This window comes from Micromonospora sp. NPDC000442, from assembly GCF_042898635.1.
Taxonomy (GTDB): Bacteria; Actinomycetota; Actinomycetes; order Mycobacteriales; family Micromonosporaceae; genus Micromonospora.
The window spans coordinates 310,932-336,186 of the sequence record NZ_JBIAYZ010000005.1; the positions used below are offsets into that span (position 1 = coordinate 310,932).

At 71.4% G+C, this 25,255-nt stretch carries 23 protein-coding genes; 19 read left to right on the forward strand and 4 right to left on the reverse strand.

What is annotated here, in order from left to right:
- Positions 1 to 307: 307 nt before the first annotated feature.
- Both ACFY2A_RS10570 and ACFY2A_RS10575 read left to right on the forward strand, forming a co-directional pair.
- Positions 308 to 1,096, forward strand: coding sequence for a helix-turn-helix domain-containing protein (locus tag ACFY2A_RS10570; RefSeq protein WP_387170520.1), 789 nt, complete (start codon positions 308 to 310; stop codon positions 1,094 to 1,096).
- Entirely contained in the window at positions 1,087 to 1,281 is a 195-nt protein-coding gene (locus ACFY2A_RS10575; RefSeq protein WP_387170522.1) for a DUF397 domain-containing protein, read from the forward strand. The genes ACFY2A_RS10570 and ACFY2A_RS10575 overlap by 10 nt, the downstream gene beginning before the upstream one ends.
- Positions 1,282 to 1,475: 194 nt before the next feature.
- On the opposite strand, the gene ACFY2A_RS10580 is transcribed toward ACFY2A_RS10575, so the two are convergent.
- Entirely contained in the window at positions 1,476 to 1,988 is a 513-nt protein-coding gene (locus ACFY2A_RS10580) for an Lrp/AsnC family transcriptional regulator (protein WP_363921746.1), read from the reverse strand.
- Between the two features lie 211 nt (positions 1,989 to 2,199).
- Here ACFY2A_RS10580 and ACFY2A_RS10585 point away from each other — a divergent pair, with 211 nt between their 5' ends.
- From ACFY2A_RS10585 to ACFY2A_RS10650, 14 genes are all read left to right on the forward strand, one after another.
- Positions 2,200 to 3,384, forward strand: a complete 1,185-nt coding sequence (locus ACFY2A_RS10585; protein WP_387170524.1) for a spermidine/putrescine ABC transporter substrate-binding protein — start codon at positions 2,200 to 2,202, stop codon at positions 3,382 to 3,384.
- Position 3,385: 1 nt separating this feature from the next.
- Positions 3,386 to 4,537 carry an ABC transporter ATP-binding protein gene (locus ACFY2A_RS10590; protein WP_387170526.1) on the forward strand — a complete coding sequence of 384 codons (1,152 nt, stop codon included), beginning with the start codon at positions 3,386 to 3,388 and terminating at the stop codon, positions 4,535 to 4,537.
- Between the two features lie 84 nt (positions 4,538 to 4,621).
- Positions 4,622 to 5,530 carry an ABC transporter permease gene (locus ACFY2A_RS10595; protein WP_387170528.1) on the forward strand — a complete coding sequence of 303 codons (909 nt, stop codon included), beginning with the start codon at positions 4,622 to 4,624 and terminating at the stop codon, positions 5,528 to 5,530.
- Positions 5,531 to 5,585: 55 nt separating this feature from the next.
- Positions 5,586 to 6,422: an ABC transporter permease gene (locus ACFY2A_RS10600; protein ID WP_387170530.1), complete on the forward strand. Its 837-nt coding sequence runs from the start codon at positions 5,586 to 5,588 to the stop codon at positions 6,420 to 6,422.
- A gap of 112 nt (positions 6,423 to 6,534) precedes the next feature.
- Positions 6,535 to 7,956 (forward strand): NAD(P)/FAD-dependent oxidoreductase, encoded by a 1,422-nt coding sequence (locus ACFY2A_RS10605; protein WP_387170532.1) that lies wholly within the window; start codon positions 6,535 to 6,537, stop codon positions 7,954 to 7,956.
- Positions 7,956 to 9,158, forward strand: a complete 1,203-nt coding sequence (locus ACFY2A_RS10610; RefSeq protein ID WP_387170732.1) for a saccharopine dehydrogenase family protein — start codon at positions 7,956 to 7,958, stop codon at positions 9,156 to 9,158. Before ACFY2A_RS10605 ends, ACFY2A_RS10610 begins: the two co-directional genes overlap by 1 nt.
- Before the next feature lie 226 nt (positions 9,159 to 9,384).
- A complete protein-coding gene (locus tag ACFY2A_RS10615; protein WP_387170534.1) occupies positions 9,385 to 10,230 on the forward strand; it encodes an endonuclease domain-containing protein in 846 nt (281 codons plus the stop codon).
- A 342-nt stretch (positions 10,231 to 10,572) separates the two neighbouring features.
- Positions 10,573 to 11,238: a response regulator transcription factor gene (locus ACFY2A_RS10620; protein WP_387170536.1), complete on the forward strand. Its 666-nt coding sequence runs from the start codon at positions 10,573 to 10,575 to the stop codon at positions 11,236 to 11,238.
- Entirely contained in the window at positions 11,235 to 12,293 is a 1,059-nt protein-coding gene (locus tag ACFY2A_RS10625; RefSeq protein WP_387170538.1) for a sensor histidine kinase, read from the forward strand. The genes ACFY2A_RS10620 and ACFY2A_RS10625 overlap by 4 nt, the downstream gene beginning before the upstream one ends.
- 264 nt (positions 12,294 to 12,557) lie before the next feature.
- On the forward strand, positions 12,558 to 13,901 hold the full coding sequence (locus ACFY2A_RS10630) for an acyltransferase family protein (RefSeq protein WP_387170540.1): 1,344 nt from the start codon (positions 12,558 to 12,560) through the stop codon (positions 13,899 to 13,901).
- Positions 13,902 to 13,921: 20 nt separating this feature from the next.
- Positions 13,922 to 15,094 carry a threonine/serine dehydratase gene (locus ACFY2A_RS10635; protein ID WP_387170542.1) on the forward strand — a complete coding sequence of 391 codons (1,173 nt, stop codon included), beginning with the start codon at positions 13,922 to 13,924 and terminating at the stop codon, positions 15,092 to 15,094.
- A 67-nt stretch (positions 15,095 to 15,161) separates the two neighbouring features.
- Positions 15,162 to 16,286: a D-alanine--D-alanine ligase family protein gene (locus ACFY2A_RS10640; RefSeq protein WP_387170544.1), complete on the forward strand. Its 1,125-nt coding sequence runs from the start codon at positions 15,162 to 15,164 to the stop codon at positions 16,284 to 16,286.
- Positions 16,283 to 16,918, forward strand: coding sequence for a M15 family metallopeptidase (locus tag ACFY2A_RS10645; RefSeq protein ID WP_387170546.1), 636 nt, complete (start codon positions 16,283 to 16,285; stop codon positions 16,916 to 16,918). Before ACFY2A_RS10640 ends, ACFY2A_RS10645 begins: the two co-directional genes overlap by 4 nt.
- A 121-nt stretch (positions 16,919 to 17,039) precedes the next feature.
- Positions 17,040 to 17,720 (forward strand): hypothetical protein, encoded by a 681-nt coding sequence (locus ACFY2A_RS10650; protein WP_387170548.1) that lies wholly within the window; start codon positions 17,040 to 17,042, stop codon positions 17,718 to 17,720.
- A 51-nt stretch (positions 17,721 to 17,771) separates the two neighbouring features.
- Here the strand turns inward: ACFY2A_RS10650 and gabT are convergent, their stop codons facing one another.
- Together gabT and ACFY2A_RS10660 are read right to left on the reverse strand one after the other, a co-directional pair.
- Complete coding sequence (gabT, locus tag ACFY2A_RS10655; RefSeq protein ID WP_387170550.1) at positions 17,772 to 19,043, reverse strand: 4-aminobutyrate--2-oxoglutarate transaminase; 1,272 nt, start codon at positions 19,041 to 19,043, stop codon at positions 17,772 to 17,774.
- Positions 19,044 to 19,107: 64 nt separating this feature from the next.
- Positions 19,108 to 20,544 (reverse strand): gamma-aminobutyraldehyde dehydrogenase, encoded by a 1,437-nt coding sequence (locus ACFY2A_RS10660; protein WP_387170552.1) that lies wholly within the window; start codon positions 20,542 to 20,544, stop codon positions 19,108 to 19,110.
- Positions 20,545 to 20,684: 140 nt separating this feature from the next.
- Between ACFY2A_RS10660 and ACFY2A_RS10665 the strand changes: the two genes are divergently transcribed.
- Complete coding sequence (locus ACFY2A_RS10665) at positions 20,685 to 22,124, forward strand: aldehyde dehydrogenase family protein (RefSeq protein WP_387170554.1); 1,440 nt, start codon at positions 20,685 to 20,687, stop codon at positions 22,122 to 22,124.
- A gap of 50 nt (positions 22,125 to 22,174) precedes the next feature.
- Here ACFY2A_RS10665 and ACFY2A_RS10670 read toward each other — a convergent pair whose 3' ends face one another.
- The gene (locus tag ACFY2A_RS10670) at positions 22,175 to 23,386 is read right to left on the reverse strand and encodes an SUKH-3 domain-containing protein (RefSeq protein WP_387170556.1); all 1,212 of its coding nucleotides are present in this window, start codon (positions 23,384 to 23,386) and stop codon (positions 22,175 to 22,177) included.
- 144 nt (positions 23,387 to 23,530) lie between these two features.
- Between ACFY2A_RS10670 and ACFY2A_RS10675 the strand changes: the two genes are divergently transcribed.
- Together ACFY2A_RS10675 and ACFY2A_RS10680 are read left to right on the forward strand one after the other, a co-directional pair.
- Positions 23,531 to 23,761: a hypothetical protein gene (locus tag ACFY2A_RS10675; RefSeq protein WP_387170558.1), complete on the forward strand. Its 231-nt coding sequence runs from the start codon at positions 23,531 to 23,533 to the stop codon at positions 23,759 to 23,761.
- A 123-nt stretch (positions 23,762 to 23,884) separates the two neighbouring features.
- Positions 23,885 to 25,252, forward strand: a complete 1,368-nt coding sequence (locus ACFY2A_RS10680; protein WP_387170560.1) for a hypothetical protein — start codon at positions 23,885 to 23,887, stop codon at positions 25,250 to 25,252.
- The last annotated feature ends 3 nt before the right edge of the window (positions 25,253 to 25,255 follow it).

Consider the following 25,255-nt stretch of genomic DNA (forward strand, 5'->3'; position numbering starts at 1 on the left):
GGTTTCGGGGGAGAGGCGGACCAGCGCCAGTGGGATGGGCGCGGCGGCCTCGACGAAGGTGTAGGTGGACCGGCGCCGGCTGGATGGGTGCGGCGGCGTCGACGGAGGCTTGGGCTGGTGGTTCGGTCGCCGGGCGCTGCATCCAGGTCGACCGTGATCGGTGCCGTTTCCAGGGCGTCTCGGGGGCATCTAGAGCGCATCTCGGATGCGCGAAACAGTCCTGATCGCAACACGCCGGTAGTGGGCGGACACGGCCACCCATGGTGACTAGCGTGCGCCGGAGTGTGACGCGAGTCGGGAGGGTGCGATGGGCAACGGGACGGCGGGCAACGAGGCGCTGCGGGTGGCGATGGCGGACAAGGGCGAGACGGTCGAATCCCTGGCCGGGAAGGTGGGCGTCGACCCGAAGACGACCGCGCGCTGGCTGGCGGACGGGCGGATTCCGCACCCGAGGACCAGGATCGCGGTGGCCAACCTCCTCGGGCGACCAGCCAAGGAACTCTGGCCGGAGCCGTTCCGCCGCCGGGATCTGCCCTGGTTCCGGGAGTGGACGGAACTGGAGCAGCAGGCCAGCTGCCTCCGGTGGTATGAGCCGCTGCTCGTGCCGGGCCTGCTCCAGACCGAGGCGTACGCCCGGGCGGTGCTGGCCACCGGCGGCCTGCTCTCGCAGTCGGAGGTGGAGGAGAACGTCGCCGCGCGGCTGGATCGGCAGCGGGTGCTGGAGCGTGAGGTCCCGCTCCAACTGGTGACGGTGATCGACGAGGTGGTGCTGCGTCGGCAGGTGGGCGGCGAGCGGACGGTGATGGCCGGGCAACTGAGCCACCTCGCCGACCTGGGCGAGCGGGAGCACGTGCAGGTGCGGGTGATCCCGGCGGAGAGTCCGTGGCACACCGGGCTGGCCGGGCCGTTCGTGCTGGCCCGGATGGCGGACGGCGCCGAAGCGGCCTATCTGGACAATCAGCTTCGCGGTCAGGTGGTGACCGAGAGTGCCGACCTTGCTAGCCTGGGCGGGAGATGGGAGAGCGTCACAGGTGAGGCGCTGCCCCGTCGGCGGTCCATCGAGCTGATCAGGGAAGTGGCGACGACATGGAGATGACCGACGCCCGCTGGCGCACCGCCACTCGCAGCAGCAACAACGGCGGTGCCTGTGTCGAGGTGGCCGACAATCTGCCCGGCCGGGTGCTGGTGCGCGACAGCAAGGATCGAGCCGGCGGCACCCTGGCCTTCACCCCGACCGCTTGGCGTGCCTTCGTCGCCACCACCGCCCGCAGTACGGCCTGAGTCGCCGCTCCGCTCGGCCTACCCGCTCCGGGTCGCCGCATCTGGTGCCTCCGCCCAACCCCGTCGTCCCCAAATGCGGCATGTGGCGGTCTCAGGCGACCCGGATGGCGTGGGATGCGGGATGCGGCATGTGGCGGTCTCGGGCGACCCGGATGGCGCGAGATGCGGCATGTCGAGTGGATCAAGCGGGCGGGTCAGGCGGTGCCCCAGCTGTAGGTCTGCTTGCGTAGTTTGAGGTAGACGAACGCCTCGGTCGACAGCACCCCGTCGACCGCGCGCAGTCGTTGCAGGATCTCCAGCAGATGCTCGTCATTGCGGCACACCACCTCGGCCAGCAGGTCGAACGAGCCGGCGGTGATTACCACGTAGTCGACCTCGTCCAACTCGGCGAGGCGGTCGGCGACGCTCTCCAGGTCGCCGTCGGTGCGCAGCCCGATCATGGCCTGCCGGGGGAAGCCCAGTTGAAGTGGGTCGGTCACCGCGACGATCTGCATCACCCCGGCGTCGAGCAGGCGCTGTACGCGTTGGCGTACCGCTGCTTCGGAGAGCCCCACCGCCTTGCCGATTGTGGCGTACGGGCGGCGACCGTCCTCCTGCAACTGCTCGATGATCTGCTTCGCCACATCGTCGAGCAGGGCGTGGCTGGCGCCCTCGCGCACGCTGACCCGGCGTCCGCCGCTGCCGTTGTCCTGCTGCCGGTTCGTCATCGACCGCTCCCCATGTCCGTCACCGGGGTGAGCCTAGCGTCATCGGCAACTCTGGCGTAATTCGTCGTGAGGAGCTATCCCGGCAACGGAATCCCTTGTGAGTGAGGTTCTCTCATGTCAGGATCAGTCGTCTATCGCCACTGACCCTCCAGCCCCAGCCGGCGCGCCCACCCCCGTCCCGCCGCCGACGATCACCGATAGGAGTCGTCATATGCGTAGTGCCCACCGGCCCCTCACCCGGCGTGGTCTGCTCACCGGCACCCTCGGCTCGGCCGCGTTGCTCGCGGCCGGCGGCACCCTGGTCGGCTGCGGCACCCCCGCCGCGCAGCAGACCGAGGAGGGATGCGTCAGCGAGGATCTGTCCGGCTCGGAAAAGACGCTGGCCTTCTCCAACTGGCCGCAGTACATGGACGTCGACGAGGACGACGAGTCGAAGCGTCCCAGCCTGGACGGGTTCGTCAGCAGGACCGGCATCCAGGTGACCTACACCGAGGACGTCAACGACAACAACGAGTTCTTCGGCAAGGTGCAGAACCATCTCGCCGCCTGCCAGGGCACCGGGCGGGACATCATGGTGCTCACCGACTGGATGGCCGCCCGGATGATCCGGCTCGGCTGGATCCAGAAGCTCGACACGGCGAAGCTGCCTAACGTCGAGGCCAACCTCCTGCCGTCGCTGCGGAACCGCCCCTTCGACGTCGAGAACCAGTTTGCCGTCCCGTGGCAGTCCGGCCTCGCCGGACTGGCCTACAACGGCCGGGTCACCGGCGAGATCCGTACCGTCGACGAACTGCTCACCCGCCCCGACCTCAAGGGCAAGGTGACCGCGCTCAGCGAGATGCGCGACACCATGGGTCTGCTGTTGATGTCCAACGGCCACGACCCGGCAGACTTCACCGCCAGCCAGTTCGACGACGCGCTCAACAAGCTCAAGCGGGCCGTGGACTCCGGGCAGATCCGCCGGTTCACCGGCAACGACTACGCCCCCGACCTGGCCAAGGGCGACATCGCCGCGTGCGTCGGCTGGTCCGGGGACATCATCCAGCTCGGCTTCGAAGACGAGCGGATCAGGTTCGTGGTGCCCGACTCCGGCGTGATGCTCTGGTCGGACAACATGCTGGTGCCGAACCGGGCCAGCCACAAGGCCAACGCCGAAGAGCTGATCAACCACTACTACGATCCGGCGGTCGCCGCCCAGCTCGCCGCGTACGTCAACTACATCTGCCCGGTGCAGGGGGCGCAGACGGAGATGGAAAAGATCGACCCGGAGCTGGCCGCGAACCCACTGATCTTCCCGGACGAGGCCATGCTCGCCAAGTCCCGGGTCTTCATGGCGCTGGACGAGCAGCAGGAGCGCGAGTACGAGACCAAGTTCCAGCAGGTTATCGGGGCGTGAGATGGCGCGGGAGACTCCGGCCGGCGACCTGAGCCTGGCCAACCTCACCAAGACCTTCGGCACCTTCACCGCGGTCGACGACTTGAGCCTGACCGTTCCGCAGGGTTCGTTCTTCGGCCTGCTCGGCGCCTCGGGCTGCGGCAAGACCACCACCCTGCGGATGATCGCCGGCCTGGAGGAGCCGACAAGCGGGCAGGTACTGCTCGGTGACCGGGACATCTCCCGGCTGCGGCCGTACAAGCGACCGGTCAACACGGTGTTCCAGAGCTACGCGCTCTTCCCGCACCTGGACATCTTCGAGAACGTCGCCTTCGGGCTGCGGCGGCGCGGCATCCGCTCGGTCGACGGCCAGGTGCGGCAGATGCTGTCCCTGGTGCAGCTCGACGGGTACGAGCGGCGCCGCCCCGCCCAGCTCTCCGGCGGCCAGCAGCAGCGCGTCGCGTTGGCCCGGGCCTTGATCAACCACCCGCAGGTGCTGCTGCTCGACGAGCCGCTCGGTGCGCTCGACCTGAAGCTGCGCCGCCAGATGCAGATCGAACTCAAACGGATCCAGACCGAGGTCGGCATCACCTTCGTGCACGTCACCCACGACCAGGAGGAAGCCATGACCATGGCGGACACGGTCGCGGTGATGAACGCCGGCCGGATCGAGCAACTCGGCGCACCGGCCGAGATCTATGAGTTCCCGGCGACCGCCTTCGTGGCCAACTTCCTCGGCCAGTCGAACCTGATCGCCGGTGACGTCTCCGGCGGCAGCGGGGACGACCTGCTGGTCACCGCACACGGCGCGCGGTTCTCCGTGCCGTCGGCGCGGTCCCGCACCGACCGGGGTCCGGTCTTTCTGGGCGTACGTCCCGAGAAGCTGCACCTGGCCACGGCGGCCGTGCAGGTGCCCGCCGGCAACCAGCACCTCGAAGGCACCATCACCGATGCCTCCTACGTCGGGGTGAGCACGCAGTACCTGCTGCGTACCGGCTGGGGCACCGAGCTGAGCGTCTTCGTCGCCAACAGCGGGGCCCAGCAGCGCTTCGCCGTCGGCGAGCGGGCCGTGGCGTACTGGGATCCGCAGCACGCCTTCCTGCTCGGCCGGGGTGCCGACGAGCCGGACCGGACCACCCCGGTCCTGGAGGAGCCGGTCGGTGCGTCCTCATGAGCCGGCGAAGCGAGGCCACGGCGTGAGCGCGCGGAGTGAGCCGGTTTTGCGAGCCCCGCAGTCGCGAACAAGGGCGGTGATCCGGTGAGCGCGCTGGCCCACGTGCCCACCGGCTCCGGGCAGCCGACGTCGCCGGCTGCCCGATCGGGCCGTCACCGGTTCCTGCCGTACCTGCTGTTGCTGCCGGGCGCGGCCTGGCTGGTCCTGTTCTTCGCCGTGCCGTTGGTGCAGCTCGCCGCGGCCAGCCTCTACGACCCCACCGGCTCGCTCTCCACCGGGTACGCGCTGACCTGGGCCTTCGGGAACTATCCGGCGGCGTTGCAGACGTACTGGCCGCAGTTCGGGCGGTCCTTCCTGTACGCCGGCATCGCGCTGGTGCTGGCGCTGCTGATGGGCTACCCGTTGGCGTACGCGATCGCGCAGAAGGCCGGCCGGTGGAAGAACCTGCTGCTGGTCTGCGTGATCGCGCCGATGTTCACCAGCTTCCTGGTGCGTACGTTGGCCTGGAAGACGATCCTGTCGGACAACGGCTGGCTGGTCGGTCTGCTGCGCGACGTGCACCTGCTCGGCCCGGACGGTCGACTGCTGGCCACCCCGGTCGCGGTGGTGCTCGGCCTGACGTACAACTTCCTGCCGTTCCTGGTGCTGCCGCTGTACGCGAGCCTGGAGCGGCTGGACCACCGGCTGCTGGAAGCGTCGAGCGACCTGTACGCGAGCCCGCTGAAGACGTTCCGCCGGGTCACGTTGCCGCTGTCGATGCCGGGGCTGATCGCCGGCACCCTGCTCTTCTTCATTCCGGCGACCGGCGACTACATAAACGCGGAACTGCTCGGCACCCCGAACGAGTACATGATCGGCAACGTCATCGACTCGGCGTTCCTGGTCCGCCTCGACTACCCGCAGGGTGCGGCGCTGTCCTTCCTGCTGATGTCGGCGATCCTCGCGGTGGTCTTCGGCTACCTGCGCCGCGCCGGCACCGAGGAGGTCCTGTGAGCGCGAGGAGTGCAGCGCAGCGGAGCCCCGCAGTCGCGAACGAAAGGCGGGCACTATGAGCCGCGTTTCCCGTTGGTTCGCCGAACACTGGGTGACGGGCGTGGCGCTGCTGGTGCTCGGTTACCTGTTCCTGCCGATCGCCGTGGTCGCCGCGTTGTCGTTCAACCGCCCCTCCAGCCGGCTGTCGTACGACTTCAACGAGTTCACCCTCGACAACTGGCGCAACCCGTGTGCCACCTCCGACATGTGCGACGCGGTGCTGCGCAGCGTGCAGATCGGGTTCCTGGCCACCGTGGCGGCCACCGCGCTCGGCACGCTGATGGCGTTCGCCCTGGCCCGGCACCGGTTCCGGGGCCGGTCCGGGCTCAACGTGCTGATCTTCCTGCCGATGGCGACACCGGAACTGGTGATGGGCACCTCGCTGCTCGCCCTCTTCGTCTCCGGCGGCGTGCCGCTCGGCTTCTGGACGATCGTCATCGCCCACGTCATGTTCTGCGTGTCGTTCGTGGTGGTGACCGTCAAGGCGCGGCTGACCGGGATGGACGGGCGGCTGGAGGAGGCCGCGATGGACCTGTACGCCAGTGAGTGGCAGACGTTCCGGCGGATCACCCTGCCGCTGGTGCTGCCCGGCATCGTGGCCGCCGCCCTGCTGGCGTTTTCGCTCAGCTTCGACGACTTCATCGTCACGAACTTCAACTCGGGCACCACCGTCACGTTCCCGATGTACGTCTGGGGTGCCGCCCAGCGGGGCATTCCACCGCAGGTAAACGTCATCGGCACGGCCATGTTCGGAATCGCGCTGCTGCTGGTGCTGGCCACCTCGCTGCGCGGCCGGCGAGCCCGCCGGGCGGCGATCGTTCCCGTGCCCGTGAAGGGAAACGGCCGGCCATGACCCGGGCACCTGCCGGCCGGGCGGCGCGACACGGGCCAGTGTCCCCGGTCGGCCTGGCCGACGTGCCCGGACGGTCCGCGCCGGGACCGTCGGGTCCGCTCAGGGCGACGCCATGAACCGCGCCGGGGATCCGACCCGGGCCCTGGCCGAGGCGGCGCGGGTGCCGTACTGGTTGGACCGCCCGGTTCGGCCCGCCCCGCTGCCGCCGCTGACCGGCGCGACAAGCGCCGACCTGTTGGTGATCGGTGGCGGCTACAGCGGACTGTGGACGGCGCTGCTGGCCCGGCGGGCCGACCCCGGACGGGACGTGCTGCTGGTCGAGGCGGGCACCTGCGGCTGGGCCGCCTCCGGCCGCAACGGCGGATTCTGTGCCGCCTCGCTGACCCACGGGCTGGCCAACGGGGCACGACGGTTCCCCGACGAGATTGGTGAGCTGGAACGACTCGGTCGGGAGAACCTCGACGCGATCGAGGCGACCGTGGCCGAGTACGGCATCGACTGCGACTTCGAGCGCACCGGCGAGCTGGCCGTCGCCGTCGAGCCGTACCAGCTCGCCGGGCTGGCCGAGGAGGCCGAACTGGCCCGTCGGTACGGCCACCGGGTGACCCTGCTCGACGCCGACGAGGTACGCGCCGAAGTGGACTCGCCGACGTACCTCGGTGGTCTGTGGGACCGGGACCGGGTGGCGATGCTCGACCCCGCCCGGCTGGCCTGGGGGCTGCGCCGGGCCTGCCTGGCGGCGGGCGTCCGGATTCACGAGCACACCCGGGTCGCCGGGCTGCGCCGCGACGGCGGGGCGCTGTTGGCGCGTACCGTCGGGGCCGACGGCGTGCCCGGGGCGGTGCGTGCCGGGCGGGTGGTGCTGGCCACCAACGCCTTTCCGCCGCTGCTGCGCCGGCTGCGGGCCTGGGTCGTGCCGGTGTACGACTACGCGCTGATGACCGAGCCGTTGAGCGCCGAGCAGCGCAACGCCGTCGGCTGGCGCAACCGGCAGGGGCTGGCGGACGGCGGCAACCAGTTCCACTACTACCGGATCACCGGCGAGGGGCGGATCCTGTTCGGCGGCTACGACGCCGTCTACCACTACGGCAATCGGGTGGCACCGGCGTTGGACCAGCGGGACGCCACCTTCACCGCCCTGGCCGATCATTTCTTCACCACCTTTCCGCAGCTCGACGGCGTGCGGTTCAGTCACCGCTGGGGCGGAGTGATCGACACCTGCACCCGGTTCTGCGCGTTCTTCGGCACCGCGTACGACGGTCGGCTCGCCTACGCGGCCGGCTACACCGGGCTCGGTGTCGGCGCGACCCGGTTCGGTGCCCGGGTGCTGCTCGACCTGCTCGACGGCGCGGACACCCCGCTGACCCGGCTCAACCTGGTCCGCGACCGGCCGTTGCCGTTCCCGCCCGAACCGGCCCGCGCGGTCGGTATCGGGCTCACCCGTTGGTCCCTGGCCCGTGCCGACGCGCGGCAGGGGCGGCGCAACCTGTGGCTCCGTACGCTCGATCGGTTTGGTCTGGGGTTCGACTCGTGATGCGCATCCTGCTCGTCGGTGCTGGTGGCGTCGGCTCCGCGGTGGTCGCCATCGCGGCCCGGCGCGCGTTCTTCGAGACCATGGTGGTCGCCGACCACGATCCGGGCCGCGCCGCGCGGGCCGTCGCCGGCCACGACTCCCGCTTCGTCGCGGCGTCCGTCGACGCGGCCGCCGCGGACGCGGTTGCCGCGCTGTGCCGGGAACACCGGATCACCCACGTGCTCAACGCGGTCGACCCACGCTTCGTCATGCCGATCTTCGACGGGGCGTACGCGGCCGGTGCCGACTATCTCGACCTGGCGATGTCGCTGTCGAGGCCACACCCGGCCCGGCCCTATCAGGAAACCGGCGTCAAGCTCGGCGACGAGCAGTTCGCGGTGGCCGACAGGTGGGCGGCGGCCGGTCGGCTGGCGCTGTGCGGCATCGGCGTCGAACCGGGCCTGTCCGACGTCTTCGCCCGCTACGCGGCCGACGAGCTGTTCGCCGAGATCGACGAGATCGGCGTACGCGACGGGGCCAATCTGACCGTGGACGGGTACGACTTCGCACCGTCGTTCTCCATCTGGACCACAATCGAGGAGTGCCTCAACCCGCCGGTGATCTGGGAGGCCGGGCGCGGCTGGTTCACCACCGAGCCGTTCAGCGAGCCGGAGGTGTTCCACTTCCCGGCCGGCATCGGGCCGGTGGAGTGCGTCAACGTCGAGCACGAGGAGGTGCTGCTGATCCCGCGCTGGGTGCCGGCTCGACGGGTCACCTTCAAGTACGGGCTCGGCGACGAGTTCATCGAGGTGCTGAAGACGCTGCACAAGCTCGGCCTGTCCGCGACGTCGCCGGTGCGGGTGGGCGGCGTGTCGGTCTCACCCCGGGACGTGGTGGCCGCCTGCCTGCCCGACCCGGCCACCCTCGGCGAGCGGATGCGCGGCAGCACCTGCGCCGGCACCTGGGTACGGGGTACCGGGCTCGACGGCCGGCCGCGCGAGGTCTACCTCTACCACGTGGTCGACAACGAATGGTCGATGCAGGAGTACGGCCACCAGGCGGTGGTCTGGCAGACCGCCGTCAACCCGGTCGTCGCGCTGGAACTACTGGCCGGCGGCACGTGGTCGGGCACCGGAGTCCTCGGCCCGGAGGCGCTACCCCCGAAACCCTTCCTCGACCTGCTCACCGCCTACGGCTCCCCCTGGGCCCTGGAAGAACGCTGACCCACCCCACCCTTCTCCGCGATCTTGCAGTTCTGGTCGTCGATACGGGGGTTTTGTTGCTGAATGTGGCGACGGAAAGTGCAAGATCGCGGAGAGGGTGGGGTGGGTGGTGGGGTGCCTAGCACGGGATTGGGGGTGGGGGGAGGTTTTCCACAGGAGGGAGGGCTGTCCACAGGGGAGTGCGCGGGGGTGGAACGTCTGGTGTTGGGCGGGGGAGGGTGCCCGCATGGCTGCTCAACTGTGGCGGGTGGAAACTCTGCTGCGGACGCTCACCGCCCGACGGCTGCGTACCCGTCTGGGCCGGGACGAGCTGCTCCGCGTGCGGAGGGGCGTCTACGCCGATCAACTCCTCGACGACGAGGACGAGCTACGAGCACTACTGCTGTGTCTGCCGGAGGGTGCCATGTTCACCCGACAGACGGCGGCCCGACGCTATGGCTTCGGCGTGCTGCGCGACGACCTCGTGCACGTTCACCTGCCGGCCACCGTGCCGAAACCCCGGCTACCCGGGCTGGTCGTGCATCGGTCTGTGCTTCCGGTGCAGCCGGTCCTCGTTAATGGGCTGCCCTGTGTGCCGGCGGCGCGCTGCGCGGTCGACCTGGCGCGTACGGTTCGGCGGCTCGACGCGCTTCCCGTGCTGGACTGCGCACTCAGGTCCGGTCTCGTCACTCCCGATGATCTGATGGCTGAGGTGTGCAAGCATCGGGCGCTACGCGGGGTGCGGCAGGCGCGCGAGTTGGTGCCGCTTGCCGACGGCCGGTCGGAATGTCGCCAGGAGAGTCAGTTGCGGTTGGTGCTGCTCGACGGGCGGCTACCTCCTCCTGAGCCGCAACTCTGGGTCCACGACGCTGAGGGCTTCCAGCGCTATCGCCTCGACCTCGGCTACCGCGAGCGCAGGGTCGGCATCGAGTACGACGGTGTCTCCCACCTCGATCGCGAGAGCCTCAGGTACGACCGGGAACGGGTCAACTGGCTCGACGCGCAGGGTTGGCGGATGAGGTACTTCACCGACCGCGACCTCTACCGCCGCCCCAACTACATCGTCGCCACCATCCGAACCGCCCTCTCCTGACCCCGACGCTGCCTCGCCCGCCGCCGCCCACCCCACCCCCGCCACCCCACCCCACCCCACCCCGCCACCCCACCCCGCCGCCCCACCCCGCCGCCCCACCCCTCCCCGCCGCCCCGCGATCTTGCGCTTCCTGTCGGTGCGAATGACCTGTAAAGGGCAATTCGGCGACCGAAAGTGCAAGATCGACGCGGGTGGGGTCTGCGCCAGGGTGATGCAGGTCACCGTCGGGTGTCGAGGGGGTGGGGCGGTTACGTGGAGTATTGCTTCGGCGGGCACTTACGGAACCCTTAACTCCTGCCTGAGAACGTATGCGCGACAGCGAGGACCACGGGGAGCGGAAGCGTGCGGGTGCTGGTGGCAGACGACGAGCGGTTGTTGGCGGACACCGTCGCGGAGGGGCTGCGTCGCCTCTCCATGGCGGTGGACGTCTGCTACGACGGTGACGGAGCGTTGGAGCGGGTCGGGGTGAACCGGTACGACGTCGCGGTGCTGGACCGGGACATGCCGGGACATACCGGCGACGAGGTGTGTCGCAGCCTGGCGGCGTCCGGTTCCGGTACGCGGGTGCTGCTGCTCACCGCGGCCGCCGGCATCCGGGACCGGGTGGAGGGCCTGGGGCTGGGCGCCGACGACTACCTGACCAAACCGTTCGCCTTCGCCGAACTGGTTGCCCGGGTGCAGGCGTTGGGTCGGCGCTCCGCCCCGGCCGTCCCGCCGGTGCTGGAGGCCCATGGCGTCGTCCTGGACGTGGCCCGGCACACGGTCACTCGGGAGGGTCGGCCGGTCAGCCTGAGCCCGAAGGAGTTCGCGGTGCTGCACGTGCTGCTCCGCGCCGAAGGCCGGGTGGTGAGTGCTGAGGAACTGCTGGAACAGGCATGGGACGAGTTTGCCGACCCGTTCACCAACGTCGTCCGGGTCACCGTGATGACGCTGCGGAAGAAGCTCGGTGAGCCCCAGGTCATCCACACCGTGCCCCGGGCTGGGTACCGCATCGGTGGTGCCGAGTGACCCCGCGCTGGCGCGTCGTGCTGGTCGGCGTGCTCGCCCTGCTCGTCGGGTACGTGCTGCCCGGCCTGACGAAGTCGGTGCTCGGCGAGTTGTGGGTGAGCGCCAGCAGGCTCTGTCACACCGGGCTGCCCGGCCTGGGTCTCGTGTGCCAGCCGGCGCGGGACCTCGCCGGTCTGGCCGTCCCGCTCACCGGGCTGGGGCTCCTCGTGCTCTCGGTGGCCGGAATCTGGGCCGCCGCGCTGTGGTGCCTGCGTCCGGTGCGGGATCTCGCCGGGCCGATCGCGCAGGTCGGGCCGCAGAATCTCGGTCATCGGCTCCGGCCGCGCGGCAACGACGAACTGGCCCGGTTGGCCCGGTCCATCGACGAGATGATGGAGCGCATCGCCGCCGGCTACGAGGGACAGCGACGGTTCGCCGCGAACGCCTCCCACGAACTGCGTACGCCGTTGGCGGTGCAGCGGACGCTTATCGAGGTCGGCATGGCCCGGTCGCTCACCGGTGAACAACTCGAACTGCTGACCGGGCAGCTGCTAGAGACCAACGAACGCAACGAGCGGCTCATCGAGGGGTTGCTCGCGCTCAGTGAGAGCGACCAGGGGCTGCGTTCCCGTACGCCGCAGCGCCTCGACGAGATCGTCACCGGGGTGCTGGCCGCGTACCAGGACCGGCTCACCGAGACCGGGTTGACGGTGCACAGCCATCTGGAACCCCGGTTGGTGATGGGCGAGCGGGTACTGCTGGAACGCCTGGTGACGAACCTCGTGGAGAACGCGATCAAGTACAACCGGCCGGGCGGCACCCTCACCGTCGCGGTCGGTCGCAGCCCGGCCCTGACCGTGGTCAACACGGGCCAGGTGGTGCCGGCCGAGGCGGTGGCCGGGCTCTTCGAACCGTTCCGTCGGCTGGCCCGGGACCGGACGAACCACAGCGGTGGTGCCGGCCTCGGCCTGGCCATCGCCCGCTCGATCACCCAGGCCCACGACGGCCTGATCGCCGCCCGCCCGGCCGAGTACGGCGGGTTGCGGGTGGACGTCCAACTACCCACCGCACCCTGACCCGGCCGCCCAGCCGGCGGCCGAACCACCACCCACGAACGGGGCCGAACAGCTCGGCAGCCCGACCTTCGGCGTGCCCGTGAAACGGCACCGGCGGGCCCGGGAACGAGCGTCCGCCATGCCTGGGAAGCGCCTGGCCGGCGGGCCAGTGACCTGCCCGGCGTGCGACCTGTGCGGGCGGACGCGCGACCTGCCCGACGCGCCAACGATCTGCCCGGCGCGCCAGCCATCTGGCTGGTGTGCCGGCGACGGAAAGGAGAGACCATGACCACCCGTGAAGCCGTCGCGGTAGAAGCGGCCGCCGGGCTGCCCGTCCCCGGAGACGCCGGTGCCGGGCCGGCGTCGGACGGTATCGGGCCGGCGTCGGACGGTATCGGGCCGGCGTCGGATGGTGCCGGGCCGGCTTCGGGTGGGACCAGGTTGGCCTGGGCGGATGTCGCCAAGGGCGGCTGCATCCTGCTGGTCCTGCTCTGGCACGTGATCGTCAAGGACTACCTCCAGATCGACTGGCGGCTCGACGTACCGGTGCCGGGTGCCTGGGGGACTCTCGGCGAACTGCTGCTCCCGATGCGGATGCCGCTGTTCTTCACCATCTCCGGCATGTTCGCGGCGACCGCCGTGCAGCGGCCGTGGCGGTCGGTCGCCCGGCCCCGGGCCGCCCGCTTCCTCTACCTGTACGGCGTCTGGCTGATGATCCACACTGCCGTACTGGCCCTCGCCCCGGACTTCCCGACCGACCGGGCGAGCGACCTCGGCGGCCTGTTGGCACAGTTGACGGTCACCCCGTCCAACCTCTGGTACTTGTACGCGCTGGCGTTGTACTTCGTACTGGCGAAGGCGCTGCGACGGGTCCATCCGGCGGTGCTGCTGGTCGCCGCCGGCACGCTGAGCGCCGTCGCCGCCGCGGGACTGGTCGACACGCCCGGTAACCGGGGCGGTCTCTACCAGAACCTGGTGTTCTTCCTGGCCGGCCTGTACCTGCGCGGGTACGTCCTTCGGTGGGCCGACGCCGTCACCGGCCGACGGTTGCTGCTGGCCGCAGCGGCGTACGCCGTCGCGCTGGCTGCCGTGGCGGCGACCGGCACTGCCCGGTTGCCCGGGGTGGCGCCACTGGTCTCCGTCCTCGCGGTGCTGTTCGGCATCGCCGTGGCGGTCCGGCTGGCCCGGTGGTCGACGGTGGGCCAACCACTCGCTGCCCTCGGTCGCCAGACGCTGCCGATCTATGTGATCCACATGCCGGTGCTGGCGCTGCTGCATCGACTGATCGCCGAGCCGATCGCTGGTCTGGACGAACCGGCCCGGTTCGCGTTGGCCCTCGGCTTCCCGTTCTCGCTCACCGTCGCCGTGCTGGCGATCAGCCTCGGCCTGCACCGACTGCTGCTGGCGACCCGGGCGACGTGGCTGTTCGACCTGCCCGGCCGAGCCGACATCGCCCAGCGGCCGACCCTCGGACCGTCCACACCGACGGCGGCGGAACCGCCCGCGCCGGCGGCCGTCATGAGCCCGGCAGAGCCGTCCGCGCCGGAGCCGTCCGCGCCGGAGCCGTCCGCGCCGGAGCCGTCCGCGCCGGCGGCGGCCGAGCCGCTCAGGCCGACGGCGTCTCACTGATCGACCTCGAAGGAGAAGACATGTCCCACACCGATCCGTCCGGAGCCGGCCCGGCTCCGATCGACGTGCCGGAGGCAGCCAGGTGGCTGGCCGGCCGGGTGTTGCGTACCCCGGTGCTGCGCGCACCGACCATCGACCGGCTGGCCGGTGCCCGGGTGCTGTTGAAGGCGGAGAACCTTCAGGCCGGGGGCTCGTACAAGATGCGCGGCGGGCTTTACGCGGTGGGCCGGCTGGCAGCGGCCGGCCACGGCGGGGTGGTCGCCCAGAGCACCGGTAACCACGCGGTGGCGGTGGCGCTGGCGGCTCGGCGGTTCGAACTGGCCGCCACGGTGGTCCTTCCGGTCGACGCGGCAGCGACGAAGGTGGCTCGGGCCCGCGCGGCAGGTGCGCGGGTGGTGCTCGCCGGTACGACCGTCGAGGAGCGGCTGGCCGTGGCCCGCCGGGTGAGCGACGAGACCGGCCACCCGATCGTCGACGCGTACGACCATCCGGACGTCATTGCCGGGCAGGGCAGCGCCAGCCTCGAACTGATCGAGGAGGCCGAACGGGCCGGCACTCCGCTGGACGCCCTCGTGGTGCCGGTCGGTGGCGGTGGCGGTGCTGCCGGTGCCTGCCTGGCCGCGACCGGTCGGCCGATCGAGGTGTACGGGGTGGAGCCGCATGGCTGCGACTCGCTGGCCCGCAGCCTGGTGGCCGGTCGACCCGTTCCGGTGACGCCGGCACCGACGATCGCCGACGGCCTGCGCCCGTCGTGCGTGGGTGAGCTGCCCTTCGCCATCCTGCGCACCCGTCTGTGCGGTGTGGTGCGGGTGGACGACGACGAGATCGCCGAGGCGTTCCGGCTGCTCCTGCTGGACCTGAAGGTGTTGGCCGAACCGTCGGGGGCAGCCGGCCTGGCCGGCGCGCTACGACTCGCCGCCGACGGAACGCTGCGGTCGCTCGGCACTGACGGAACGCTGCGGTCGCTCGGCTCCGACGGGAGCCTGCGGTCGCTCGCCGCCGGCGGAACGCTGCGGTCGCTCGCCGCCGACGGGGGGCGGCGGTCGCCTGCCGCCGAGCGGTTGCCGGCGGCGGCTGCCGGTGGGCGGCGGCGCACGGTCGGCGTGGTGCTGACCGGCGGAAACGTGGAGGCGGAACTGGTCGCCCGACTGGCGGCAACCGCCCGACTTGAGGAAGAGGTGGCAGTGGCGTGAGCGAGCTGATCATCGGAGGGGTGTGCCTGGGCCCGAGGCCCGGCGACGAGCGAAGCGAGGTACCGGCATGAGCGCGCCCGTACGCATTGGAATTCTGTTCGGCGGCCCGTCGGCGGAGCACGACGTTTCCTGCGCCTCCGCGCTCGGCGTGGCCCGGGCGCTGGCCGGTGGCGGCTACCGCATCGTCGCCATCGGGGTCACCCGCGCTGGTGGGCTGCGGCTCGTCCCGGACGCGGCGCTGTCCGGGTTCCTCGCCGGCACGGCATCCGAGCGGGCCATCGACGACCGGCTGACGGTGATCGGGCCGGCGGTGGAACTGCGGGCCGGGCCCCGTTCCGGTACGGCGGTGGTGACCGGGATGGACGCGCCCGGCGCGGTGCACGCCGAGTTGGACGTGGTCTTCCCGGTGCTGCACGGCCCGTTCGGTGAGGACGGGGTGGTGCAGGGGGTGCTCGAATCCCTGGGCGTGCCGTACGTCGGGTGCGGCATCCTCGCCTCCGCCGTCGGGATGGACAAGGTGGCGATGAAGCGGGCGCTGCGGGCCGAGGGGGTGCCGATCACCCCGCACGTCTCCTTCGACGCGACCACGTACCGGACGACGGAGGATCCGGAGAAGCTGGTGCTCGGGCTGCGCCGCCCGCTGTTCGTCAAGCCGGCCCGGATGGGTTCCTCGATCGGCATCTCCCGGGTGGCCGAGGGTGATGATCTGGGAGCGGCGATCGAGGAGGCGCTGCGACACGACACGGTGGTCGTGGTGGAGCAGGGGGTCAGTGGCCGGGAACTGGAGTGTGGGGTGCTCGGCGGGACCCGTCCGGACGCGTCCGCGGTCGGCGAGGTACGGGTCAGCGGTGGCTGGTTCGACTACCGCCAGAAGTACTTCGGCGACACCGATCCGATGGTCGTCCCGGCTCCGCTGCCGCGGGAGGTGACCGAGCGGATCAGGGAGCTGTCGGTGCGGGCGTTCGCCGCGATCGGTGGCTGGGGCCTGGCCCGGGTCGACTTCCTCTACGACGAGGTCGCCGGCGAGTTGTACGTCAACGAGTTGAACACGATGCCCGGCTTCACCGCCCACTCGATGTACCCGAAGGTGTGGGCGGCGGCCGGCGTCGACTACCGGGAGATCCTTGACCGCCTCGTCGCGCTGGCCTTCGCCCGGCACGCGGAGCGGCCCGGCGGGAGAGGCGAGCGATGATCCTCCTCTGCGATCCGCGGGTCGCGGCGGTACGCGGCGTCGACGACGGTGAGCCGCTGGTCGACCTGCGCGAGGTCCCCGAGTTGCGGTTGGACGCGCGGGCGGCCGATCCGGCCGGCACGTACGCCCGAGTGCGCCGCCCGGTGGTGGACCGGTTGCTGGCGGCGCAGCGCGCGCTGCCCGACGGGTTGCGCCTGCTGCTCGTCGAGGGGTACCGGCCCTACCAGGCGCAGCTGGACATCTTCACCGGCTACCAGGAGGAGTTGCGGCGGGCCCACCCGGACTGGTCGCCGGAGCGGTTGTACCGGGAGACCACCAAGTTCGTCTCGCCGGTGGAGGTGGCGCCGCACAGCACCGGTGGTGCGGTGGACCTGACGTTGTGCACAGTGGACGGCGTCGAACTGGACATGGGCACGGCGGTGGACGCCACCCCGGAGGCCAGTGACAACGCCTGCTTCACCGCCGCGTCGTCGATCTGCGCCGACGCCCGCCGGCACCGGCAGATCATGGCTGCCGCCCTGCGCGGGGCCGGCCTGGTGAACTACCCCACCGAGTGGTGGCACTGGTCGTACGGGGATCGCTACTGGGCGTTGCTGACCGGTGCGCCGCACACCCGTTACGGACCGGTATGACCGGCGTTGCCGTTGATCAACTCGAAGTTTTGTTTTCGATAAGCGTCACCACGATGAACTGGAAAGCGCTCCCAGGCCGTACCAGCCCCCGAACACAAGGGTGTGAGGACGGGAGGAACAGGTGAAGCTGCAGCGGAAGCACATGCTGGCGGCGGGGGTGGCGGTGGTCGCCGCGGCGACGGTGGCGGTGGGCACCGGACTCGGATTCGCTGACAGCGCACCGACCCGGCAGAGCGTCTGCGCGGGATCGATCACGTTCTCGGCCGAGGCGGGCGCACCGGCCGCCACCAGCAACCAGTTCCCGGTCGGTACCCGGCTGCGGGTGACGAACCTCGACAACGACAAATCGGCCGAGGTGACCGTGGTCGGCCCGTCGGGCAGTTGCCTGCTGCTCAACGCCGCCGCGATGGAACTCGTCCGCGAACCCGGCAAGAACGTGATCCGACGCAACGTGGTCGAGCGGATCGGCGACGCCGCCACGCAGCCGGGCGCGGGACAGCCGGGCGTGATCGGCGACCGGCCGGGCTCGGCCTCACCGCCGGCGGCCCGTCCGGTCGCCGGATCGGCCTGCCAGGGCGCGATCACCTTCTTCGAGGAGGCCGCCGGACCGGCCGCGACGAGCGACCGCTTCCCGGTCGGTACCCGGTTGCGGGTGACCAACCTGGACAACAACAAGGCGACCACGGTCACCATCACCGGTCCCTCCGGCAGTTGTGTGCTGCTGAACTCCGCCGCGATGGAGCAGATCCGGGAGCCGGGCAAGAACCTGGTGCGCAACAACAACGTCGAGGTGCTGCGCTGAGCCTGCCGCCTCAGGGGAGGGCGCCCGGTCGGCGGGGCCCCTGCTGTCGGGTCAGCCGAAGGCGGTGTCGAGGATGTCCAGGCCGCGGGCCAGTTCGTCGTCGGAGATGACAAGCGGCGGCAGGAAGCGCAGCACATTGCCGTACGTGCCGCAGGTGAGGGTGAGCAGACCACCGGCGTGGCAGGCCGCCGAGACCGCCGCGGTGGCGGTCGGGTCGGGAGTCAGGGTGCCCGGCGTGCCGATCTCCACGGCGAGCATCGCGCCGCGCCCGCGTACCTCGGCGATCCGCGGGTCGCGGGCGGCGACGGCCCGTAGCCGGTCGCCCAGCACCGCCCCGATCCGCCGGGCCGCCCCGGCCAGGTCCAGTTCCCGCATGGTCTCGATGGCGGCCAGCGCGGCGGCGCAGGCGATCGGATTGCCTCCGTAGGTGCCGCCGAGCCCGCCGACGTGCACCGCGTCCATCAGTTCCGCCCGGCCGGTGACCGCGGCCAGGGGCAGCCCACCGGCGATGCCCTTGGCCAGGGTCACCAGGTCCGGCTCGACGTCCTCGTGCTGGCAGGCGAACCAGTCGCCGGTGCGGCAGAACCCGGTCTGGATCTCGTCGGCGACGAAGACCGCCCCGGCCGCCGTCGCCCACGTGCGCAGCGCCGGCAGGAAACCCGCCGCCGGTACGACGAAACCGCCCTCGCCCTGGATCGGCTCGATCAGCAACGCGGCGACGTTCTCCGCACCGACCTGCTTCTCGACGGTGTCGATGGCGCGGGCTGCCGCCGTGGCGCCGTCGAGACCACCGTCGCGCAACGGGTACGACATCGGCACCCGGTAGATCTCCCCGGCGAACGGCCCGAACCGGTGCTTGTACGGCATGTTCTTCGCGGTCAACGCCATCGTCAGGTTGGTCCGCCCGTGGTACGCGTGGTCGAAGACCACCACCGCCGGTCGTCCGGTGGCGTGCCGGGCGATCTTCACCGCGTTCTCCACCGCCTCGGCACCCGAGTTGAACAGCGCCGAACGCTTCTCGAACCCGCCCGGGGTCAGCGTGTTGAGCTGCTCGCAGACCGCCACGTACGACTCGTACGGTGCGACCATGAAGCAGGTGTGGGTGAACCGTTCGACCTGTGCCCGGACGGCCTCGACCACCCTCGGCGCGGAGTTGCCCACGTTGGTGACCGCGATGCCGGCGGCGAAGTCGATCCACTGGCGGCCGTCGACGTCGGTGAGGGTACCGCCGGCGGCGGAGTCCACGTAGGACGTGATGACGCTGCCGACACCCCGGGCCACGGCGGAACCGCGCCGCTTGTGCAGCTCCGCTGAAGAGGTCATAGGGCTGTGCCTTCTTTCGTTCGCGACTGCGGGGCTCGCAACCCCGGCTCACTCCTCGCGCTCACTAGCCCTCGATGTTGTGCATGACGTGCTTGATCCGGGTGTAGTCCTCCAGGCTGTAGACGGAGAGGTCCTTGCCGTGCCCGGAGTGCTTGAAGCCGCCGTGCGGCATCTCGGAGATGAACGGGATGTGGGTGTTCACCCAGACGCAGCCGAAGTCGAGCCGCCGGGTCATCCGCATCGCCCGCCCGTGGTCCCGGGTCCAGACCGAGGCGGACAGGCCGTAGTCGACGCCGTTGGCCCAGCGGACGGCCTCGTCCTCGTCGGAGAAGCGCTGCACGGTGATGACCGGCCCGAAAACCTCGTCCTGGACGATCTCGTCGTCCTGCCGTACGCCGGAGACGACGGTCGGGGCGTGGAAGTAGCCGCGCTCGCCGACCTGGGTCCCCCCGGTCTGCACCGTGGCGTGGTCGGGCAGCCGGTCCAGGAAGCCGCGTACCCGGGCCAACTGGTTGGCGTTGTTGAGCGGCCCGTAGAGGATGTCGATGTCGTCCGGTGCGCCGGTCCTGGTGTTGCGGGCCTGCTCGGTGAGGGCGGCCACGAAGTCGTCGTGGACGCCGGGTCCGGTGAGCACCCGGGTGGCCGCGGTGCAGTCCTGGCCGGCGTTGAAGTAGCCGCCGACGGCGATCGCCTCGGCCGCCGCGACGATGTCCGCATCGTCGAAGATCACCACTGGGGCCTTGCCGCCCAGTTCCAGGTGGGTCCGCTTGAGGTCGGGCGCGGCGGCTGCGGCGACCTCCATGCCGGCCCGGGTCGAACCGGTGATGGAGACCAGTTGCGGGGTGGGGTGCGCGACCAGGGCGCGGCCGGTGTCCCGGTCGCCGCAGACCACGTTGAACACGCCGGGTGGGAGGTACTCGGCGGCGATCTCGGCGAGCAGCAGCGTCGACACCGGGGTGGTGTCCGAGGGCTTGAGGACCACGGTGTTGCCGGCCGCCAGCGCGGGAGCGATCTTCCAGACCGCCATCATCAGCGGGTAGTTCCAGGGAGTGACCTGCGCGCACACCCCGATCGGCTCGCGCCGGACGTACGAGGTGTGCCCGGCCAGGTACTCGCCGGCCGAACGACCTTCCAGCAGGCGGGCGGCGCCCGCGAAGAAGCGAAACTCGTCCACGGCCGGTGGCAGTTCCTCGTCGGCGGTGAGCTGCCGGGGCTTGCCGGTGTTGCGTACCTCCGCGTCGACCAGGTCGGCGGCCCGGGCCTCGACCGCGTCGGCGAGCTTGAGCAGCGCCTTCTGCCGCTCGGCCGGGGTGCTGTCCCGCCAGCCGTCGAAGGCGGTGGCGGCGGCCCGCATCGCCGCGTCCACGTCGGCGGTGCCGGAGACCGGTGTCTGGGCGAAGACCTCACCGGTGCACGGGTCGATCAGGTCGGCGTAGCCGCCGTCGACCGACTCGACGTACTCGCCGTTGACGAAGTTGCGCAGCCTCTGCTTGTCACTCATGACTGGATCACTCCGAGGGGTCCGGGGTCTCGCTGCGGCGGTTATCGCAACCTTGCTGCCATCTTCGCTACTGAATTCGCGGCAGACAAGGTTTGAGGCGACTGTTTTCGTCGGCGAGGCTGGTCGTCTAGGCTGCGCACGTGGAGCCCACAGCGTTCTTCGTCGCCGGCCGGCCCGCACACGGTGTCGACGAGGTGACCGTCCACCATCCCTACGACGGTCGCCAGGTCGGGCGTACCACAGTCGCCACCGCCGACCAGGTCGAGGCGGCCGTGGCGGCGGCGGCCGAGGTGGCCGCGACCGCCGCCGCGCTGCCCGCGTACGCCCGCGCGGCGGCCCTGGACCACGTCTCACGCCGCCTCGCCGAGCGGGCCGAGGAGGTGGCTCGGCTGATCACCGCCGAGAACGGCAAGCCGGTCAAGTGGTCGCGGGCCGAGGTGAGCCGGGCCAGCTCGACCTTTCGGTGGGCGGCCGAGGAGGCGCGTCGGTTCTCCGGTGAGCTGCAACGCCTCGACACCGACCCGGCCGCCACCGGGCGCATCGCCCTGGTCCGACGGGTGCCGAAGGGGCCGGTGCTGGGCATCACGCCGTTCAACTTCCCGCTGAACCTGGTGGCGCACAAGGTCGCCCCGGCCATCGCGGTCGGTGCGCCCATCGTCGTCAAACCGGCGCCGGCCACCCCGCTGTCCCCGCTGCTGCTGGGTGAGATCCTGGCCGAGACCGAGCTGCCGGAGGGCATGTTCTCGGTACTGCCGCTGCCCAACGAACGCGCCGCCGAGCTGGTCACCGATCCCCGGCTGCCCGTCGTCTCGTTCACCGGCTCCGGACCGGTCGGCACCGCGATCCGTCGCTCCGTACCCGACAAACACGTGACCCTTGAGCTGGGTGGGAACGCGGCGGTGCTGATCTGTCAGGACTGGGCCGGTGACGAGGAGCTGACCTTCGCGGCGCACCGGGTCGCCACCTTCTCCAACTACCAGGCCGGCCAGTCGTGCATCGCCGTGCAGCGGGTCTACGTGCACGAGTGGCTCTACGACGGCTTTCTGCCCCGGCTGGTCGCGGCGGTCCGGGAGCTGCGTACCGGCGATCCGGCCGACCCGCTGACCGACGTCGGCCCGCTGGTCTCCGAGGCCGCCGCCCGCCGGGTGGAGGCGTGGGTGGACGAGGCGGTGACGGCCGGGGCCACCATCGAGACCGGTGGCCGGCGTGACGGCGCGACCTACCCGCCCACCATCCTCAGTGGAGTTCCCCGGGACGCGAAGGTCCACGCCGAGGAGGTCTTCGGTCCGGTGCTCGTCGTGGACCGGGTGGTCGACGACGTCGCCGGCTTCGCGGCGGTCAACGACTCGGCGTACGGGTTGCAGGCCGGTGTTTTCACCCACCGCCTCGACGTCGCCTTCGCCGCGGCGCGGACCCTCGAAGTGGGCGGAGTGATCGTGGGCGACGTGCCGTCCTACCGCGCCGACCAGATGCCGTACGGCGGCATCAAGGGCAGCGGCGTGGGTCGGGAGGGCCTACGCAGCGCCATGGACGACTACACCGAGCCGCGCGTCGCCGTCCTGACCGGCCTGCGGCTCTGAGTGACCGGAGGGACCTCGCGGCGGTCGCGGGGCTCCGACGACCGGCGGCCTCACCAACCACCGTCGTCGCGTACCCGGGCCGGGGCGCGGCCGAGCAGCAGGGTGGTGAGCGCGGCGTCGAAGTCGACCCCGAGGAACCATTCACCGGCCTGGTCCAGCGCGAAGACCCGGCCCAGTTCGTCGGCGGCGATGATGCTGTGTCGGCTCTCGGTGCCGATCGGGAACAGCCGGGTGCCGAGCACCGCCGCGAAGTCGTGCAGCGACGCTGCGGTCGGGGCGAGCTGACGGGGGTGAATGCTGAAGCGTGAGATCCACACCTGCTCACCGGGGCCGCGCCGCCGGCTGAGCAGTCGCGGAAGGGCGTTGCGGGCGGCGGGCCCGTGCGTGCCGCCGCCGACCGCTCCGATCAGGTGGTCGGCTGACCTCGCCTCGGCTGGGTCGGCGAAGTGGGGCGGCCAACCGGCGGCGACCAGCGCCCGCGCCACCTCCGGAGGAAACCGGCCGGGCGCTGGGTCGGGAGCCGGTTCCGGAAACCAGGGCTCGGTGTGGGCCCGTTCGAAGTGGGCCAGGACGTTGAACTCCACAAGCATGTTCAGGCAGGAGTCGCAGGGCCACTCGGCCGGCCCACCCTGCGGATCGCCCGGCTCCCGGACCTGGAACACCTCGACGCGGGCGGTCGTCAGCAATTCCCTCGCGTCGCCCATGCTCATGGCGGTGATGCCTTCGGCGGTGCGGCGATGGTCGTACTCGTGCAGGACGTCGGAGACCACGACGAACTCCGCGTGCCGGGCTCCGCCACGCACCAGGTGGCCGGCGGGCCGCTGGTCGAGGTACGCACGGACCAGCGGGTGGTGGTTGAGTTCCACGTCCCCCTTGACACCCTGAGCACCGAAGATCCGCCCTTCGACGGTGAGACGCGCGGTCGTGGTCGGCGCGGGCAACCGACGGATCTCGCGTAGCAACTGCCCGGCCGGGTCCACGGTGCGCGGGGCCGGTGGGCCGGAGGCCCGACTGCGGCGGTAGAGCCGCGCCACCACGTCGGGCGAGACCTGCGGCCAGGTGCTCACCTCGCCGGTCCGCTTGTCGACCACGGTCGTGGGCAGATCCCCGGGGTGCGACCTGACCTGCGTGGACACGGTGGAGGCGATGACGTAGCCGAGGTCGAATTCGGTGACCGTGGGTCGGCACTCGTGCCCCAGGCGCAGCGAGTCGCGGCGGGCCCATACCGCGGCGAGTTGCTCGGCCTGTTCGCGGTCGATCACACCCGAAACCTATCGGACTCCGTCGTTGCGTGGCGCTGTGTGCGGTGGAGCCTACCGAGCGTGAGGCGAGCGGTCGTTCTGCCGCGCCGAACGGCGCGAGCGGTGCCGCCTGCAGGACTCGACAGGGGGCAATACGCTCGCGGAATGGCAGCTCCGGAAGAGAAGGACGGTGACCGACGGCTCTGGGCCTGGCCGGTGGGGATGCTACTGGGCGTGGTGATCGGTGTGGCGGCGCTGGACGGTGCCGCCGGCATCGGCGTCGGGGTGGCCCTCGGCGTGGCTCTCGCCGTGGCTCTTGGCGCGATGGGTGGCGAGGACGACGCGGACGGCGCCGACGAGCCCGACCCCGGGAAGAGGCCGGACCGTTCGGCATGACCGCCGAGCGGGGCGCCCGACGTGGTGCGGCGCACATGCGGGGTGCTCGATGGCCAGCCGAGGACAGGCCCCGGTAGTAGCCTGACCGGCGTTCCCCCGTCGGGGGAGGAACGGTGGTTGATCATGTCGGTACGTCGGCACACGGCGCGGTTCGCGACGGTCTGCGTGTTCCTGGGCGCCCTGGTGGCGCTCGGAGGCGCACCCGCGCACGCCGACGAGGACCGGGTGCGGGTGCGTTCGGCGAGCAGCTTCACCGCGGGCCGTTCCGCCGCAGGCGTGACCGTCGAGGTGCGCAAGCGCACCGACGGGTGCGTGCGGGTGCGCATCGCGCTGGGTCTCAGCCTGCCCGACGTACGGGCCGACCAGGTGGCGGTGCAGGCCAACGTGGGGGGTCGCTGGGTGCCGGTGGGGATCTCCGGGGCGGCGGGGCTGGTCACCACCGCACCGGTCGCCCCGGCCCGGGACGAGATCTGCAAGGGCAAGGGCGTGGCGATGCGGTACCGCGTCGCCTTCGCCGCGGATGCCCCCGGTGGTCGACTGGTGGTGACCGGTGAGGCGACCACGGCGCGGGGTGCCGTGCTGGGCCGGGCCGCCGCGTCGTCGCGGGTGGTCGGCGGGCGGGTTTCGGCGTCGCCCTCCCCGTCGCCCACGCCGTCGCCGTCGCCCAGCGAGAAGGTGGCCGAGGAACCGGCCGTCGAGGCCACGCCCACCGTGGCGCTGGCCGCCGAGACGACGGACGATCTCGCCCAGACGGCCGATGAATCCTCCGGCGGGTCGCCGGTGATGTACTTCGGCATCGCCATGGTCGCCGCTGGCGCACTGCTCATCGGGCTGTTGATCCACCGCTCCCGCAAGGACCGCAAAGACCGTGGACGACCGGCCGACGGGTTCGAGATCCCGCCGTCGCGCAACCCGAGTGGCACCACCTACCGGTCCGGCGGCGGTCAAGGTGCCGCGCCGGTCGCACCCGTCCCGGGTGGCGTTCCGGTCCAACCGGGCCCGGGTGCCGTGCCGGCACCGCCGCCCGGCCTGGGGAGCGTGCCACCGGCAACCCCCGGTCAGCCGTACGGGACGGGTCGGCCCGGCACGCCACGGGTCTACGGCGGCACCGCGGCACCCCGCGCGACCGGCGGTGTGTACGGTGCCCGGCCGGCCGACCCGATCGAGGCGACCGGGCCGGGTGAACCGGTTGGGCCGACCCGCGCGGTCCCACCCGGCACGTCCGCCCGTGCGGCAGTGCCACCGGCGCGGATCGTCCCGCCCACCTCCGCCCCGCCGGCACCGTCGACGCCCGGCCTGGCCGTACCGCCCCCGGGCCTGTCGTCCGCGCCGCACCCGGGTCCGGCCGGGCCGACCTCGGGCCCACCGGCCGCGTCGCCCTCCGTGCCGCCGGCGGAGCCAGGTCAGGGCGGGGTGCCGGGGCACCCGGACCGGTCATCGGGCGCCGGGAAGGGTGACGAGCCGGAGTACGGGCGCGGGCTCGGCGGCTGAGCC